The sequence below is a fragment of the Nostoc sp. genome (assembly GCF_036919595.1).
Lineage (GTDB): Bacteria > Cyanobacteriota > Cyanobacteriia > Cyanobacteriales > Nostocaceae > Nostoc.
The window spans coordinates 1-15,993 of the sequence record NZ_JBALCO010000090.1 but is presented as its reverse complement, the minus strand read 5'-3'; the positions used below and the strand labels follow the sequence as shown (position 1 = coordinate 15,993).

Sequence of the window (15,993 nt, the reverse complement as noted above, 5' to 3'; positions counted from 1 at the left end):
ATCCAGGTACTGTGGCGAGGTTGGTTAAAATTACACGATCTCTGTGAGGGTTGGCAGCTTGCAAAAGAGACTTAACGGGAAAAGTCAGAATCTTCAGTAGGTTTAATCAAGCTTTAAACTTGCACCTTCAATTTAGCAAACTGCACAGCATTTAAAAAACATTCAAACACACTGTACTGCGTCTAAGTTCCATAGCCAGATAGCATTTTATGGAGTTTTGTTCGTCGCTTATTTGCCTTTTTATTATCAGGCAAATCATAAATTATGAGGTAAACAAAGTAGTCATCGTAGTGTCAGTGCTTTATAAGGAACTCCTTCCTGTAAATGTCGGCTCAATAAACGTGCTTGCAACTCGATTGCACGACGATAGCTGCAACGATAGCCAAAGGTAGGATGCTTAAATTCATCGTTCATTTTTCGCTCCCATGCCTGTAAAAACTGTTTGCGTCCGCTTTCTAAAAGTCGATACACACCAAGATGATCGGTAAAATCGTCGGGCTTAATTTCTTTATGACTGATGACCGAAAGTATTAAGTTATCAGCGATTAGAGGACGAAATTCTTCCATCAAATCAAGAACCATTGCAGGCTGTCCTCTGGTAGCTTCATGCAAATAACCAATGTAAGGGTCTAAACCAGCCATGTGTACAGCAGCAGTAACTTGTACCTGCAAAAGACCATACGCAAATCCTAGTAATGCATTGATTGCATCTGGAGTAATAATATAGGTACGATATTCACTGCCAATAGCTATTTCTTTAGCTCGTCCGTAATTAATTGGATAATTTTTATATGCACCTTTATCGCCAAACTGTTTCGATTTGCCATAATAGGCAACTTGAGCAGCTTTAAAAGTATTAATCTGATATGACCAATTGATAGGTTGAGCAGGAAATACATAAATTCCAGCTTGGTTTAGATGAAGAAGATTTTGTTCAGCACTAGCATCTAAATATGTAGGCTTTTGCGCTAGTTCTCCTTGCAGCCGATATGGTTGAGGAATGTAGTGAATTGCAAAAAGTGCAAAGCTTAGTCCCCAGTTATGTAAATATTTTTCTGTTTCATAGAGAATGCCCATCTCCCGTGTGGCAAAGAAAACATTATCGTGTAGCGTTAACGTGCAATGATATAGCGCCATAGCAAAATCCTTTGATTGCATTGAAATTTGGGTTAAGATGGAGAGTTAACCCTAACACCAAGAAATAGTAGTTAATCCTTTTTACCTTACTTCAATGCTCCAAAGGATTCTGCATAGGCTTTAGTTTGTCCGTAAAGTGCATTTATTGTTTCTACTAAACGAGCTTCATCTTGATACAGTGCGCTGACTTCATCTAGCAGTTCTTCTAATTGCAAACCAAAAAGCAAGCAAAGTTAGGGAGCATCCCACTTTTTATTTAGTGAGCAAAGATTAATCCATTCAGGTAAGCACAACGGTGAGCAATGACTTGAGGAACATTTTCAAGCTTCCATTGTGCGCCAGAAATTTTTGTGCGACGGTCAATTTGTTTGACGGTAGACTCAATTGCACCCGAGCCAATCGAACAAATTTGCTCGGCTTGATAATATTGATAGTTAACAATACGGTGTCGATGCTTTTCAAGATAAGCACAGAAATTCTCAGCTTGTTTAAGATTACAATTAGCAAAGGAGGTAATCGTTTCGTATACTTTTCCTTGCCACAGAAGTGCTTTAGCTTTATTTATTCTTTTCATCGAACCACCAACCTTGTGGAGATTTTCCATCAGATGAAACCAGTCAAGTATTTCACCGAAATAGGGAGTAGGGAGTAGAGAGTAGAGAGTAGGGGTTCCAATAGGGAGTAGGGAGTAGGGATCTTAATTAGGGAGTAGGGAGTGGGGAGTAGGGGGAAGGGAATAAAGTATTTTTTTTGCTTCCTCCCCCTGCTTGGCTTTTCTTCTTCCCTACTCTCTATTAAAGTTTTTTCTTCCCCCCACTCCCTACTCCCTCGTTAACAATTGGTGTACGAATACGGATATTTCCACCGTCAACACTCAATTCCTCAACCGTTGTTTGTACTTCAGGATACTCAAAATACTGACGGTGTACAAGTCACTGTTGCACACTTTTGGGCACTTCTATCCCTGTTGCATAGTTTACATCTTCTGCTGCACGTTCATATGAGACACAAGCACTTGCGATGAAACAACATACTTCTAAATATGGGCTTAATTGGCTATGTGGTCTAAGTTCTAGCTTTTTTGCCTGAGAACTTGTAACTGGTAATTTTCCAAGGGAGCAACGCGAAAAAGTGAGATCATCGTAAAATGAGCTCTTGAGGCAAGGGTAGCAGGGGGAGCAGGGGGAGAAAAAGAATACTTTAGTAATTTTTGCTACTTTAATAAATCGGAATACATTTATTTAGTTCTCTCCCCCTGCCTCAAGAGCCTCCCCTGCTTCCCCATCTCACAAAATCGCATTGCTCCCTTTTCCAATGATGCTTTTTATTTCTCGTTTGTGTCCTGTACTTTCTCCTGTGGCATTTTCGATAAAAAAACACCTACGAATGGCATCACATGCTCCTGCATTTGCCTACGCACTACGGATTCTATTTTGCCTAAGCTTGTTAGTTCTTCTACTGGAGCGTTTTTGTAGAGTATTTTCGCGATCGCATTAGCATGTTCCATTAAAAGCTGCTTTTCTTCTTCCGTCATGCTGCCCTCTGTTGATTTACGATTCCCTCTACTCCTTACTTTGTCACGACTTGTTTATCTCTTTCTGGAGAATAAAAACTGGGATGCACCCTTCCAACTTTCCTGCTGATACTGACCAAAAAGCTTGTCGTAATAACATTTCTAAAGCCCATATTTTAGAAATTCCACGTTTAATTTGTCTCCCATCAAGGGCATTTTTATTACTATATTGCTGCGGTTAAAATAAAACCACCGAATCCATTTGATCTTCAGATGCAAATTCACCAGAACTTAAAGAACAAATAGGCTGTTTAACTACCTTTGTTTTAGCAGCAGCATAGGTTGTAAATTCTGCATCAAAAGATGGATCACTGCTCTCCCATCCTTTAACTTCCAAATATTGTGTTAAGTAAGCATAAAATATCTCACGAATCGGGCTAGAGTGGGACGAAAGTAAGTTATTTTCAATTGCCCAATTTGCTTGCTAAATCTTCTGCCCACACTTCCAGACGCTCTGAGACATCTTCTGGCTTTAAAGTGGCATGACTAGCAACATAATATGATGCTACATGATACCAACCATAATTGACTCCTCCTGATTGTAATTGGGTTTGTTCAGTAGATATTTTGTCTTGAACTCCCAATTTATTTAATATCCAATTAATGTATTCTATAGAATTACCAAAAAATTCTTTCTGAGTTAAAAAAATAAATTCAGCAATCCTGTCTGCACGGATATCTGCACCTTTAGAAATTTTTGTTCCGCTTCTGTTAAAGACAATTTCTCTAGTCGTTTAGGAGTAGCAGGGTCTTTAATATTTGCTACTTTTACTTCAATTACTCGTGGTAATTGGGGAATTAATTCGGCTGGATAAAATAATTCTAAAGTTTGGGGTGCTACTTTTAATCCCTTACCATCTCGTTTAAAGCCGATATCTCCACCCAGCATTTTACTTCCTAACACTCCACTGATTTGGCTCCAAATAAATTCTTGAAGTTCCTGAATATCTGGAGTATCGCTATCTACTGGTGCTAGATAAATTACACCTTGAGCAAAAAATAGAATTGGCTCCCAGTTTAGTTGTTTTGCAAACAGAATTGTAGCGTTATGAATACCATTACTCAAAATACCTATGGTATCTCGCAAGCGATGATAAACTAAGTTTTGATTAACATTTAAATACCGGAGTTGTTCTCGCAGCCTCTGGCCTCAGGTTTGAGTATCGATATCTGCCGGGTCGCTAAAATGTAGAGCAATATCCCCAAAAGCCAGTAGACGACGCAGAGGAATTTCTAAGTGGCGGCGGTCTTTAATTTTAGGAACTGGCCAGTTAGCTGGATAAATATTTGTGCCGACTTTGTTTTGAGTATTCTGTGCTAAGTAAGCAATTTCTGGTAAATAATTTTGCCATTCATCCCAAAATAATTTAAAATTGAGTTTCTCTCCTAAATCACGGCAGAGATTGATAATTTCATCCACTTCCCAATTATTTGGTGTTTCTTCTCCTTGTCCGTTACAATACTTGTTGTAATCGTGCAGAGTTAATCCCAAACAAAGTAAATATTTTTCAATCTCTGATAATGGTTGCGGTAAATATTTACTAATATTCCAAGCTGTTAATAAGCCATTTAGAACGTGAACCAATAAGTTTTGGTCAGCACGGCTTGACCATCTTTGTGCTTTTTCTTGAGCGTAAGAATCGCCAAGCTGAGATAATACTTTATAATGTGCTTTGTAAGAACCGCCTCTGAAGCTTAAAAGTTGTTTTTGAGTAGCTTTTTCTACATTAGTTTTCTGCTTTTTATACCAGTAGCCTCGTGCTGACTCGATACTTTGGAAATATACGCGCTGTAGATCTTCACTCATGCGATCGCGCACAGATTGACTCACCTTTGCATTCTCCTGAGTCATCCGCCAAAACATTCCCTGTGCTTGCAATGCACCCCAACGATGACGGTATTTTTCAAACTCTTTAGGTGGGTCAAAGGCATCAGCGATCGCCACAGCTAAATTCTCCCGTGTCACTGTTTGATTAGGACTAACCTTTTTTTGCAGTCGGGACATCACCCACGGAGTATGACCTGGAATCAAAATATATGCTGTATAGGCATTAAAACCGCGATGTCTACCTAAACGTAAACGTCCTAAACGTTGCGTCACAGTTGCAGAGTCACTACTCTCAAAAATTAGTAAATGAATTTTAAAATCAACACCAACATCAACAGCAGACGTACCCACAACCAACACTGGCTGTTTGGCATCTTTCAATTCGCTTTGCATCTGTAATCTTTGCTCGCGGTCGATGCGTCCGCTAATTTCTCTAACTTTAACTTCTGGTAATAAGTCATTGAGTAAACGCGTGACCTGACCAGCCTTCGCCACTGAGTTAACAATAATTAATCCCCTTGCTTTTGACTCCACATTGAGGATTTTTTGAGTGGTAGGAATCATCTCCTTTAACCATGTCTGCGTATCTGAATCTTTTGGCAATTCCACAAATTATAATTCCACAGCTTGCAGAATTTGTCTAAACCCAATCTTTTTTTCACTAGCATAAACTCCCTCAACCGCAGCAACTTTAAAACCTGCTTTGCGTAATTGTTCGATAAAATCCGGTTTTGGCGTTGCTGAAGTAAATAAAAACCGTCTGGGTCGAGATTGATTTTCTTGGCTACGACGAATAAAAACCAAACTATTTAGAGCAGCAGTTTCTTGATAACTACCAAAAATAGGAAATTCATCAAATATCCACAAGTCAGGCCATTCCGCCAAGACCAACGGGAGCAAATCCTCACCAGAAGCTGGGTCATGATATTGATGGTGGGTAATGTAGTGAAAAATATCGGGATTGGTCAGTAACACTGGCTTTTGTTGAATAGCCAGTAACAGTTCTTGAAACTTGTTGCTTTTTGTTCCTTGCTTAACCCGTCTGCTTAATTCCGCACCATATAAACGGTCTACTCGTTGAGAAGCATCTAAACCAAACAGCTGCTTATTTTCTGGCTGATATGGGCTTTTCGGCACAGTTCAGTCAAATTCAACGCATTAGCAACCTGACGGAATCAGATGTCCTGTTAGTTCCATCAGCGACTTTTCCGCAAGTTCTAAGGCTCCCTGAGTCAGATCCACGGTGGAGAGGCTTGAGTTATAAGCTTCCAATTTGTCTTGGGTTGTTTTGATGACGGCTGCAAAGGAGTCAATAGTAACCCCATTACCTAAGTTTAAGGTGGTACTGATCGATTTCAAAGCCGCAATCCGACGCTGTGCTTTATCAAGTACTTTATACCCGCGTTTTGGACGTGACATAAATTACTCTCCGGTTATTAATAATGCGCCAGGAGGAAAACTGACTTATACCCTGGACTGTTCAGTACTAGGATAGATAGAGTTAGGGTTAATTGACACCCGCATTATTCAGTATATTCTTATTTATTTATTACAAAAATACTGATTTATTTTATGTAAATTCTTGGGGGTTGCCCGAATTCAATCAACGACTGTCCGAATTCAATCAACGACTGCCCAAATTCAATCAACGGCTGCCCAAATTCAATATAGGAACTATTTAGATCACTGACCTGACGGGGCTGCTTCCTCTACTGGACGGATAATCGCAGGGGCTGGTGTAACTTCTGGTTTAAAAATTCCCTGCAATGCTTGTTCTAATGTTTGTGCCATGACAATCCGGTTTTCGTAAGCTACGACTACCCGCACCAAAGTTGGCAGACTGTTCTGTCTGGCTTCTAGATAGATTGGCTCGACATACAGCAGCGATTGCTCAATAGGAATTACTAGTAGATTGCCTTGAATGGCTCTCGACCCCTGGCGATTCCAGAGAGAAATTTGCTGGGAAATTACTGGGTCTTGGTTAATCCGCGCCTCGATTTGCTCTGGCCCGTAAACCAGGCGTTCCTTAGGAAAGGCATATAGCACCAGCCTACCGTAGTTATTGCCATCCGATCGCGCCGCTAACCAAGCGATTAAATTAGTCCGTTGTTTTGGAGTATAGGGTAGAAGCAGGATAAATTCCTCTCTATGAGAAGCTACACCAGCAAAGGTTACGTTAGGTAGACTAGTAATCAAATAGTACGGCTCTACTGGACGGGGTTCACTGCCATAGATTTCGTTGGGAATTTGCCACTGGTCTTCCCGATTGTAAAATACCTGGGGATCGGTCATGTGGTAGGTCATCAACCGCTCAGATTGAATTTTGAAAAAGTCCACTGGATACCGGGTATGACTGTGGAGATTGACTGGCATTCTACTCAGCGGTTTGAACATTTTGGGAAATATCGCTGACCAAGTGGCAATAATCGGATCGCTTGGATCGGCAATGTAAAACTTAACACTGCCGTGATAAGCATCAATCACTACTTTGATAGAATTGCGAATGTAATTGATCCCATCGTTACCTGTGTCTGAGTAAGGATAGCGATCGCTCGTCGTGTAGGCATCAACAATCCAGTAAAGATAACTGGGATTACTTGGGAAATCTTGATTAGCAGTAGCAGCTACCAAATAGGGATCGCTGTCAAATTTCAAAAAGGGGGCGATCGCTTCAATTCTTTGCTTGACATTTCGTCGAAGTAGCACCTTTGTATCTGGCAAAAAGTCTTGCGTCAGAACCATCTGCCAATCTTTCAAATACATCGCAAATAGCCAGCGTCGCCATGCTGAACCGATTTCAACGCCACCCAGACCATCGTAATAGTTGTAAACATTGTCGCTACCACTAGGGTAGTCTAGCTCTCTAACTCTTGTGCCTGTCATCACATAAGTATTAGTAATCTCGCCGTAATAAATCCGGGGTTGACCAATGGGAATACTGTCACGAATGGCTTGATTGGAAGTTGTGAGGGCGCTACTATCACCGCTAATATCTTTGACAAAATATTCTGGAAGCCCACCTGGCCCAACTGTATTAACTGGGTTAATAGTAAACCCAAAACCGTGGGTATAAATTAAACGGCGGTTAACCCATGTTTGAGCTTCCTGTGGTACGGCACTGTAGTCTAATTCTCGTGCAGCAATCAGTACCTGCTGCCGTTCTGCTGGTTCAACTGGTTCTGGTAGCTTTTGGGAGGCTGATGGTTGGCTGACATCGGTTTTGAGAATGTAGCGGTCAATATCGGCATCAGGGAACCGATAGTAGGGCCGAATTTGTTGCAACTGACGGTTGGTTTCTAACAGTGGTCGCTCATCCCACAGGCGAATATTGCGAATTGTCAAGTCATTCTTTTGAATATCAGCTTCAGTCAATGTTCCTTGCGGGTTGAAGGTTCTAGCATCGATCGCTTCTAAATCAAATGCTTGGCGAGTCAAGGCGATAGTCCGCTGAATGTAGGGTTGCTCTCGTTGCAACTCATTAGGTTGGACAATTAAATATTGCACCACAGTCGGTAGAACAACCGCAGCTACTACAACTAGAACTAAATATACTCCTAACCCATAAAACACTAAGGGACGATACTGAGGTTTGGGTTTCCAGAAAAACGTTCGCCAAAGGAGGTAAAAGGCGATCGCTACTGTTAGGATGCACAAGATGGTGTAAGCTGGCAACTGGGCTGTCACATCCGTATAGCTAGCACCATAACTGACTCCACGGGTAGAATACACCAGTTCATAGCGACTTTGCCAATAACTCAGAGCTGCTACCAGCATTAATAAGCCACCCATACCGGATAAATGACGCTGCTGCTGGGGTGAAAAACCAGGGAAAATTCCCTGACTCAAACTGTCCCCTGACAGGAGATAAGTGAGAGTAACGGCGACAAAGCCATACAAACATAATCCCATCAGCCAGAGTTCTAACAGTTCCCAAAAGGGTAAGGAAAATATGTAAAAGCTGATATCTTGACCAAATAAAGGCTCAGTGCTGTTGAAAAGGGTAGGGTGGAAATATTGCAGCACCTTTGGCCAGTGTTGGAATAGGATGAAGGCAAAAATGGGACTGAACAAAACTGCGATCGCAGTGAGTAAAAATTGGGGATAAATTAAGATTGCGATCGCTACTCCCACAATTAAACCGAGATCCCAGACTTGAGAGACAATTTGCCTCAAGAGTTGCCAGATTATCTCTGGTCGAAATAGGGCGGGAATGGGTAGAGTAGCGTTATTAACTGGAGAATGCCAGTAGAAAAGAGCAATTTTACTATAGTGAGCTAGGATCAACCCGATCAACAAGCTCAATACCAGAGCTAGGGGTAATAACCAGCGCAATCTCAATGGTTGAAAGGGTTGTGGCGTAAGTGTCCGGGTTTGGTTGCGTCTTGGATAATCAGGACTGAGAAAATTTGTTAATGTACTGCCCAGTTCTGCTTGCTTACGCCTGACTTCCTCAATCTTCAAAGACTGGGGATATTTTAGCCGTTGTGCTAGAGCCAGATTTAGCAGTAGATAGGCAGCAGTTATTCCAGCCACCACTACCCACAAAATACCACGAGTCACCACCCTGAGCAGAAATACTTGGAGATAGCCGACTTCCTGAAACCAAAAAATCTCTGCTCCCAGGCGGGAACCAAGATCCAAGAGTAGCCACAGCCCCAAGAATACAATTAATAGTCTAAAGCTCCATTTCCAATACATTGATATGTAATTTTACCCCCCTAAAAGGCTTTGGGAAGTCCAGCTTTCAAAACTCCATTGGCGGTATAGCGTGATTTGATGGTTCCGTCTATAACAAACCGACGATCTGTGATTGGACTGTACCAAATTTTATGATCTCCTTTGCCTTGTCGTTCAAAGTAGCACCCAACTTCTGAAAGCATCTTTATTCAACTCAGGATTTAACGACGCACCCATCTATGAAGCCACCTTAATCAACTCTAGGACTTACGCACACTCTACAAATTCTCGGCGCTCTTGGCGTCTTGGCGGTTCGATAAATTAAGCTTTTTGGCAATTTTTGCGTAAGTCCTAAACTCTTGTCGATGGCTGGTTAACTCAAAGGTGATAGAACCCACATCAGGAGGGACAATTTTGTTGAGAATGATCAGGTCTGGAATTATTTCTCGCAGCTTTTGCGTTAGAACCTCAATCGTAGAAGCTTCTGTTACTAATCTAGGTACGTCATCACTAGTTGCTACCCAAACTTCTGTGTCTGAATCCCAAAATGCTTCAACCTTAAATGTTATTTGTGCCATCATCGAGTGCTTACAACGTAGTTCCAGTTTAGAATATTCCAGTTTTCAAGGTAAGCGTAGACGTACCATTAGATATTAAGCTATGTCTATGACGGGCTACGCCAACGCGAATTCATATTTATGACGTAGTTCGTGTTCAGAACTCGACCGTACATGCTCGGAACTCGGAAGTTCATGCTCGGAACTCGGAAGTTCATGCTCGGAACTCGGAAGTTCATGCTCGGAACTCGGAAGTTCGTGCTCGGAATTCGGAAGTTCGTGCTCAGAACTCGGAAGTTCGTGCTCAGAACTTAGAAGTTTGTGCTCAGAACTTAGAAGTTTGTGCTCAGAACTCGGAAGTTCATGCTCAGAACTTGGATCGCCTCCCTAATTTACCAAGCGATGTTTACGACGGGCTACGTCTACGCCTCACACTATACATTTAAACTCAGAATTACCACAGGCGATGTCTACCACGGGCGTAGCTGCGACACCCATCATCTACACCCCTGCTCCTCTGCTCCTCTGCCCCCCTGCTTCCCCTCCCCCTACTGCCTTGGACACACCTTAGCCGCATCAGGATGGCTAGCCAAATAACCCTTAAGCCAACTGCAACCCTGTGCTAATAAATCATCAAGATTCAGATTCCACAATTTAATGGTGCTGTCAAAACTTGCGGAAGCTAAAGTTTTGCCATCCGGGCTGAAGACGACGCTCAAGACCTGATTGCTATGCCCACTCAGAGTGGTAATTTCTTTGCCAGTGTCGAGATTCCACAATTTGATTGTCCTGTCAGCACTGGCGGAAGCTAAAGTTTTGCCATCCGGGCTGAAGACGACGCTCAAGACCGAACTGCTATGCCCTCTGAGAGTAGTAATTTCTTTGCCAGTGTCGAGATTCCACAATTTAATGGTGCTGTCAAAACTTGCGGAAGCTAAAGTTTTGCCATCCGGGCTGAAGACGACGCTGAAGACCTGATTGCGATGCCCACTCAGAGTGGTCTTTTCTTTGCCAGTGTCGAGATTCCACAATTTGATCGTGTAGTCACTACTAGCGGAAGCTAAAGTTTTGCCATCCGGGCTGAAGACGACGCTGAAGACCTTACCGCTATGCCCTCTGAGAGTGGTAATTTCTTTGCCAGTGTCGAGATTCCACAATTTAATGGTCCTGTCAAAACTTGCGGAAGCTAAAGTTTTGCCATCCGGGCTGAAGACGACGCTGAAGACCCGATCGCTATGCCCTCTGAGAGTGGTAATTTCTTTGCCAGTGTCGCGATTCCACAATTTAATGGTCCTGTCAAAACTTGCGGAAGCTAAAGTTTTGCCATCCGGGCTGAAGACGACGCTGTTGACCCCATCGCTATGCCCTCTGAGAATGGTCTTTTTTTTGCCAGTGTCGAGATTCCACAATTTGATCGTGTAGTCACTACTAGCGGAAGCTAAAGTTTTGCCATCCGGGCTGAAGACGACGCTGAAGACCTTACCGCTATGCCCTCTGAGAGTGGTAATTTCTTTGCCAGTGTCGAGATTCCACAATTTAATGGTGCTGTCAGCAGTGGCGGAAGCTAAAGTTTTGCCATCCGGGCTGAAGACGACGCTGAAGACCTTACCGCTATGGCCTTCCAGGCGATTTTGTTCACGAATATTAGTACTAGATAGAATTCTCTGTAAACTAAACAAAGGGCTGTATGCTGGATAGTTTGCTAAAGATTGTTTATCCTTGACCAGAGTTTTTAATGTTCCTGCCGCCTGCATTGCTAATAGCAGAGCATCAAATTCGTTGGAATGCTCAAACAGCTGCAACGCATTTGTTCCATCTTGTTCTAATTGCGTAACCGTTAAAGCTTTTTCTAATTGTTGTTTCGCATCATTTAAATCTGCAACAGCTTTTTGACGCTGCTGTTGTGCATCTTGTTTTTGTTGAATTGCTTGGTCTGCCTGTACTTTAGCTTGAATAACATTTGCGTTAGCTGCTGCCACTTTATTTTGGGCTAGTTTCAGGTTTCGCTGTACCTGACTCACTTCGGCATTTGCTGCATTCAGTTTTGAAGTTGCATTACTAAGATTCCGTTTTACCTGTGCTGCCTGCTCCGATATCTTTTGATTGTCGCGTGATATTTTTTTATTGTCTGCCGATATCTGCTGATTCTTTTGCTTGGTTGCTTCAGTTTCTCTCTTCGCCTGATTTAATTCTGTTTGGGCATTATCTGTTTCTACTCTTGCTGTTCCTGCTTGTCCCAATTGATATTCAGCAAATATTAATGATGCAACTGCCCCCAGCACAGTCAGTCCTAACACCAAATAACTAATGCGAATTCGTTGATTAACTTTGTGGTTCGCCTCTGCTAATACCTGCTTTGCCTGTTCCTCTACCTCCAGCCTTTTCTGCACATCGCGCTTTTCTAACTCCTGGCTAGCAGCTAAAAACTGATAATCCAAATCACTCAAACTTTTACCGACTGCCCATTCTTGAGCATCTTGCAAAGTCTGTCCCCGCAACAAGCGTGACTCATCTTGACGTTCCGACTCAACCCAAGCGTTCAATGTATCGGAGTAGGGGCGCAACTTTGCTAAAATCTTGTCGCACCATTCCTGCTTAAACACCTCTGTATAAATCCGGTTATAAATTCGCAGCTTCTCTTCCCGCTTCACCACCAAACCTGTCAGCCGCAGTTCCGTTTGTTCAGGACTATCATCAGCTACTATCTCTCCCTGCTGCAAAATCTGCTGATACAATCCCAACAATCGCCCAGTCCTCTGTTCCCCACTCCGCAAAATTCTGTCTCGAATCGTCTTCAAATGTTCCGGCTCATCCTGCGTCTCCCAATTTTCAATAATCCCCCTTCTTACCAAATTCTCAACCCACTCCTCTGCTCCTCTGGTTACTGAGCGCAGTCGAAGTATGCCCCTCTGCTCCTCTGCCAGCAACTTACAAACTTTTTGCGTCAAAAATGGCTGTCCGCCCGTCCACTTCAGCACCATTTGCATCAACTCTTGAGAATCACCCACTTCTGCTAATCCCCGCGCCAATGCTTCCGCCTCTGGGAGTTTAAACCCAGTTAAATCAATTGCCTGTCCAATATTAAAAGGTGTCCGGCGTTTGTCTTGAATCAAATCTGAAGGTGTAGATACGCCAATCAAAGCAAAGGTGAGGCGATTATATTTAGGATGGTCTGCTCGTCGGTTGTAGCAATCGCGGATAACTGCAAAAAAGTCATCTAAGTTAAATGAAAGACTTAGAATGCTGTCAATTTCATCAATAAAAATAACAATCTTTCCAGTAATTGTTTCCAGTAATATTGTTTCAATAAACTTGCTCAAACGCTGCACAGGTGAAAGCAACCCGTTATCAGTCCACCAAGTATCTAAATTAAAAGTTGGATAAATATTAAAACTTCCCACCAGAGTATCAATCACCCCGGCATACCACTGTTCTGGGGTAATATCTGCCGTCCCAATAGCTGTAAAATCAACAACAGCACAAGCAAATCCCTCAGTTTGCAACTGCTGCATCACCTGCACCCGCAAGCTAGATTTCCCCATCTGCCGGGAATTGAGTACATAACAAAAATCCCCAGCTTTCAAGCTTTCATAGAGGTCATCGTCAGCTTGCCGTCTAACATAAGTTGGTGCATTTTGAGGAAGACTACCACCGACTTGATATTGATACTGAGTCATAAACAATTAATAATTCAGCGCGAGTTAGACAAACCTCTCCCTACCTTGAACTTTAGTTCAAGTCTGTCCCTCTCCGAATCGGAGAGGGACGGTTTTGCGTAGTAAAACCAGGGAGAGGTCATAATTACAAATTAGGAATTACGAATTAAACCAGCTAGATGTTTTAACACTTTTACAACAGTATGTAGGTCATCCCCACGATTGAGCGACAGTGTATAAGATAATTCATATTTTGGTGTGCCCTGTTTCGTCAACTTAATAAATCTCTGAAAAAAATTGTTCGTCGTCTGCACTTTGTAGACCAAATTCATCAATAAGTTGGGCTAGGGTGATATCTTTTCCTTGAATAACTTGAACCATCGTTAATCCTTTTAGTTATAGCGATTCAAAAAATATTTGCGATAGATTACCCCACCCTAACCCTCCCCTTATAAAGGGGAGGGAACAAGATTTCTTATTTCCCCCCTTTATAAGGGGGGATTAAGGGGGGTAATTTGACTTGTGTACACACGGTAGCCAATACATCGGGGGGATTAAGGGGGGTAATTCAACTTGTGTGTACACGGTAGGGGGGGTGATATCTGGATAAGCGGAGGGTTTTGTCTATGTGTCGCATTCTTTTTTCAAATTGGTATTAAATGCTAATTGGATAGGACTTACGCACACTCTACGAATTCTCGGCGCTCTTGGCACGGCAGTTGCTTCAAGTCGGCAGAGCCGCCCAACGCACTGCCTCGTCTTGGCGGTTCGATAAATTAAGCTTTTTGGCAATTTTTGCGTAAGTCCTATTGGAGATAAAAGTTCTATTGCACTCCTAATGTACGAATGGCACTAAGAAAAGCCGAAAGGCTTGTGTAACCTCGTTCCCAGTCTTAAGACTGGGAACGAGTTTCAAGAGGCTCTGCCTCAGGTCAAGAAAGAGGAGGCGGAGCCTCCCAAAATAGTTTCCCAGCCTGGAGGCTGGGAACGAGACAAAACAAGACTTTGGACTTATCTTAGTGCCATTCCCTAATGTACTTTTTCAATTTTTCAACCCCAAACGATCGCAAAAATATTGACGATACAATTTACACAGTGGCGCTACTTCATTGCCTTGAAACTTAACTAACCCCATACTGCGGAGTTTAAACGCTTCAGTTGTGCCGACATCCACGGGGCGATTTGCCATCATCACTTGTTTAACCGCAGCTAGCAATTCTGCATCCTCTTGCAAATTCAGCCAATGGCGGCGTAAATGGTCACTGTAAGGCCCTTCCTCAGTTGCAGCGATTTTTTGCAGATTTTCCAGCGTTATCCTCCCACGGGCAATTTCATAAAGCGCTACCCGCACTAAATAAGGATGACCACCCACCAGTCTCATTAATTTTTCAATTTGTGAGTTAGACCAATTGAGTGTATGACGCTGTAACAAGTCTTGTACTTGTATTTGATTTAAGTCTGGCAACTCAATGGGTAAACCCACATTAAAAGGCGACTGATTTATATTGAGTGGGATATAAACTTCCTTAGAATGCACAATCACCAACCGGAGATTTTTCCAAACTGTCTCATTCTTTGACCGCTCATGCCAAGCTCGTAGCAATCCAAAAAAATCAGCAGCAATTTTGGGATGCTTGAAGACTTCATCGACTTCATCCAAACCCAAAGCTATAGGGCTATTAATCGTGGGTAACAAATACCGTTGAAAGTAATTTGTACATTTATTCTTGCTACCTAAAACGCCCTTCCAATATTCATCTAACTTATCGGGTAGATTCAATTGCTCAGTAATGCTGCCACAAAACCACTGCAAAAACTGATCTAAATTGCCGAAAAATTCTGCATCGGCTGACTGGAAATTCACGGGTGCGGTCTGATAGCTATGTTCACTAGCATCATTGAGAACCCGCGACATGAGGGAAGTTTTGCCCATCTGCCGGGGAGCTTTGATGCGAATTAAGGCCCCTGGTTGAAGAATTGCTTCATAACAGTCTACCTCAATAGGCGATCGCTCGACATAGAAGGCAGAGTTTAGAGCTACCTGTCCTTCTGGATTTTCTAAGGAGACTGCTGGTTTTCTCTGGTTATCTGGAATAGTTTCGCCAGCAGAAATAGCCCCTTGGGAATTGTTCCGACTTTTCAACACTGGGGTGGAAGACTCTGGAATACTTTCTAAATCAATAGCGCTACAGCCAAACTCGTAAGCATCCTCATAAGACCTATCAGCGCCTAGTGCATCATAAAAGCCTACCGCAAAGTTAATTGCGGCGCGATCGCCAATTGCCTGATTCATCCCAACTACACAGTTAATGTGTTGGTAAATAGCCTCAGCTTGCACCTCGCTATAACAGGCATTTAATAATATACACTCAACTTTGTCTTTAAATAACTTAAATAACCTTGCCAGTGACTCCGTACTCACTAGCTGCATTTGTCCTGTATTATTTTCCAAGACTAAACCTTGATTTCCAGGTATCCCCTCAATACTTCGGGGTAGAAAATTATTCTGGCATCCACGACCCACCAAATAGATTAGAAGAAGATTTCTCCTGAATAATGGTTGCT

General features: G+C 42.6%; 11 protein-coding genes and 4 pseudogenes. All 15 read right to left on the bottom strand.

Going from position 1 to position 15,993, the window contains the following annotated elements:
• Nucleotides 1-282: 282 nt before the first annotated feature.
• The gene (cas1, locus tag V7K21_RS13075; protein ID WP_335174828.1) at nt 283-1,137 is read right to left on the bottom strand and encodes a CRISPR-associated endonuclease Cas1; all 855 of its coding nucleotides are present in this window, start codon (nt 1,135-1,137) and stop codon (nt 283-285) included.
• An 86-nt stretch (nt 1,138-1,223) separates the two neighbouring features.
• Nucleotides 1,224-1,352: a hypothetical protein gene (locus tag V7K21_RS13070; RefSeq protein WP_335174826.1), complete on the bottom strand. Its 129-nt coding sequence runs from the start codon at nt 1,350-1,352 to the stop codon at nt 1,224-1,226.
• A 41-nt stretch (nt 1,353-1,393) separates the two neighbouring features.
• Nucleotides 1,394-1,765 (bottom strand): annotated as a pseudogene (locus tag V7K21_RS13065) (ISKra4 family transposase); the annotation flags it as partial.
• 214 nt (nt 1,766-1,979) lie between these two features.
• Nucleotides 1,980-2,252 (bottom strand): annotated as a pseudogene (locus V7K21_RS13060) (ISKra4 family transposase); the annotation flags it as partial.
• 198 nt (nt 2,253-2,450) lie between these two features.
• Nucleotides 2,451-2,671: pseudogene (locus tag V7K21_RS13055) on the bottom strand (ISKra4 family transposase); the annotation flags it as partial.
• 217 nt (nt 2,672-2,888) lie between these two features.
• On the bottom strand, nt 2,889-3,047 hold the full coding sequence (locus V7K21_RS13050; RefSeq protein WP_335174824.1) for a hypothetical protein: 159 nt from the start codon (nt 3,045-3,047) through the stop codon (nt 2,889-2,891).
• Between the two features lie 67 nt (nt 3,048-3,114).
• Nucleotides 3,115-3,294, bottom strand: coding sequence for a hypothetical protein (locus tag V7K21_RS13045; protein WP_335174822.1), 180 nt, complete (start codon nt 3,292-3,294; stop codon nt 3,115-3,117).
• A 56-nt stretch (nt 3,295-3,350) separates the two neighbouring features.
• Nucleotides 3,351-5,102 (bottom strand): annotated as a pseudogene (gene cas10d, locus V7K21_RS13040) (type I-D CRISPR-associated protein Cas10d/Csc3).
• A gap of 48 nt (nt 5,103-5,150) precedes the next feature.
• Entirely contained in the window at nt 5,151-5,675 is a 525-nt protein-coding gene (locus V7K21_RS13035; protein WP_335174820.1) for a hypothetical protein, read from the bottom strand.
• A gap of 21 nt (nt 5,676-5,696) precedes the next feature.
• Nucleotides 5,697-5,957, bottom strand: a complete 261-nt coding sequence (locus V7K21_RS13030) for a hypothetical protein (protein ID WP_335174818.1) — start codon at nt 5,955-5,957, stop codon at nt 5,697-5,699.
• A 264-nt stretch (nt 5,958-6,221) separates the two neighbouring features.
• Complete coding sequence (locus V7K21_RS13025) at nt 6,222-9,236, bottom strand: UPF0182 family protein (RefSeq protein WP_335174816.1); 3,015 nt, start codon at nt 9,234-9,236, stop codon at nt 6,222-6,224.
• 20 nt (nt 9,237-9,256) lie between these two features.
• Nucleotides 9,257-9,418, bottom strand: a complete 162-nt coding sequence (locus tag V7K21_RS13020) for a type II toxin-antitoxin system HicA family toxin (protein ID WP_335174814.1) — start codon at nt 9,416-9,418, stop codon at nt 9,257-9,259.
• A 75-nt stretch (nt 9,419-9,493) separates the two neighbouring features.
• Nucleotides 9,494-9,796, bottom strand: a complete 303-nt coding sequence (locus tag V7K21_RS13015; protein WP_335174812.1) for a DUF1902 domain-containing protein — start codon at nt 9,794-9,796, stop codon at nt 9,494-9,496.
• A 524-nt stretch (nt 9,797-10,320) separates the two neighbouring features.
• Nucleotides 10,321-13,449 carry an AAA-like domain-containing protein gene (locus tag V7K21_RS13010; RefSeq protein ID WP_335174810.1) on the bottom strand — a complete coding sequence of 1,043 codons (3,129 nt, stop codon included), beginning with the start codon at nt 13,447-13,449 and terminating at the stop codon, nt 10,321-10,323.
• 1,021 nt (nt 13,450-14,470) lie between these two features.
• On the bottom strand, nt 14,471-15,993 hold a 1,523-nt coding region (locus tag V7K21_RS13005), incomplete at its 5' end, for an AAA-like domain-containing protein (RefSeq protein ID WP_335174808.1).

What these genes read in the sequence shown, in the direction of transcription:
- V7K21_RS13010 (WP_335174810.1), bottom strand. Translation starts at nt 13,449, where the DNA reads ATGACTCAGTATCAATATCAAGTCGGTGGTAGTCTTCCTCAAAATGCA.
- V7K21_RS13025 (WP_335174816.1), bottom strand. Translation starts at nt 9,236, where the DNA reads ATGTATTGGAAATGGAGCTTTAGACTATTAATTGTATTCTTGGGGCTG.
- cas1 (WP_335174828.1), bottom strand. Translation starts at nt 1,137, where the DNA reads ATGGCGCTATATCATTGCACGTTAACGCTACACGATAATGTTTTCTTT.
- V7K21_RS13015 (WP_335174812.1), bottom strand. Translation starts at nt 9,796, where the DNA reads ATGATGGCACAAATAACATTTAAGGTTGAAGCATTTTGGGATTCAGAC.
- V7K21_RS13030 (WP_335174818.1), bottom strand. Translation starts at nt 5,957, where the DNA reads ATGTCACGTCCAAAACGCGGGTATAAAGTACTTGATAAAGCACAGCGT.
- V7K21_RS13020 (WP_335174814.1), bottom strand. Translation starts at nt 9,418, where the DNA reads ATGCTTTCAGAAGTTGGGTGCTACTTTGAACGACAAGGCAAAGGAGAT.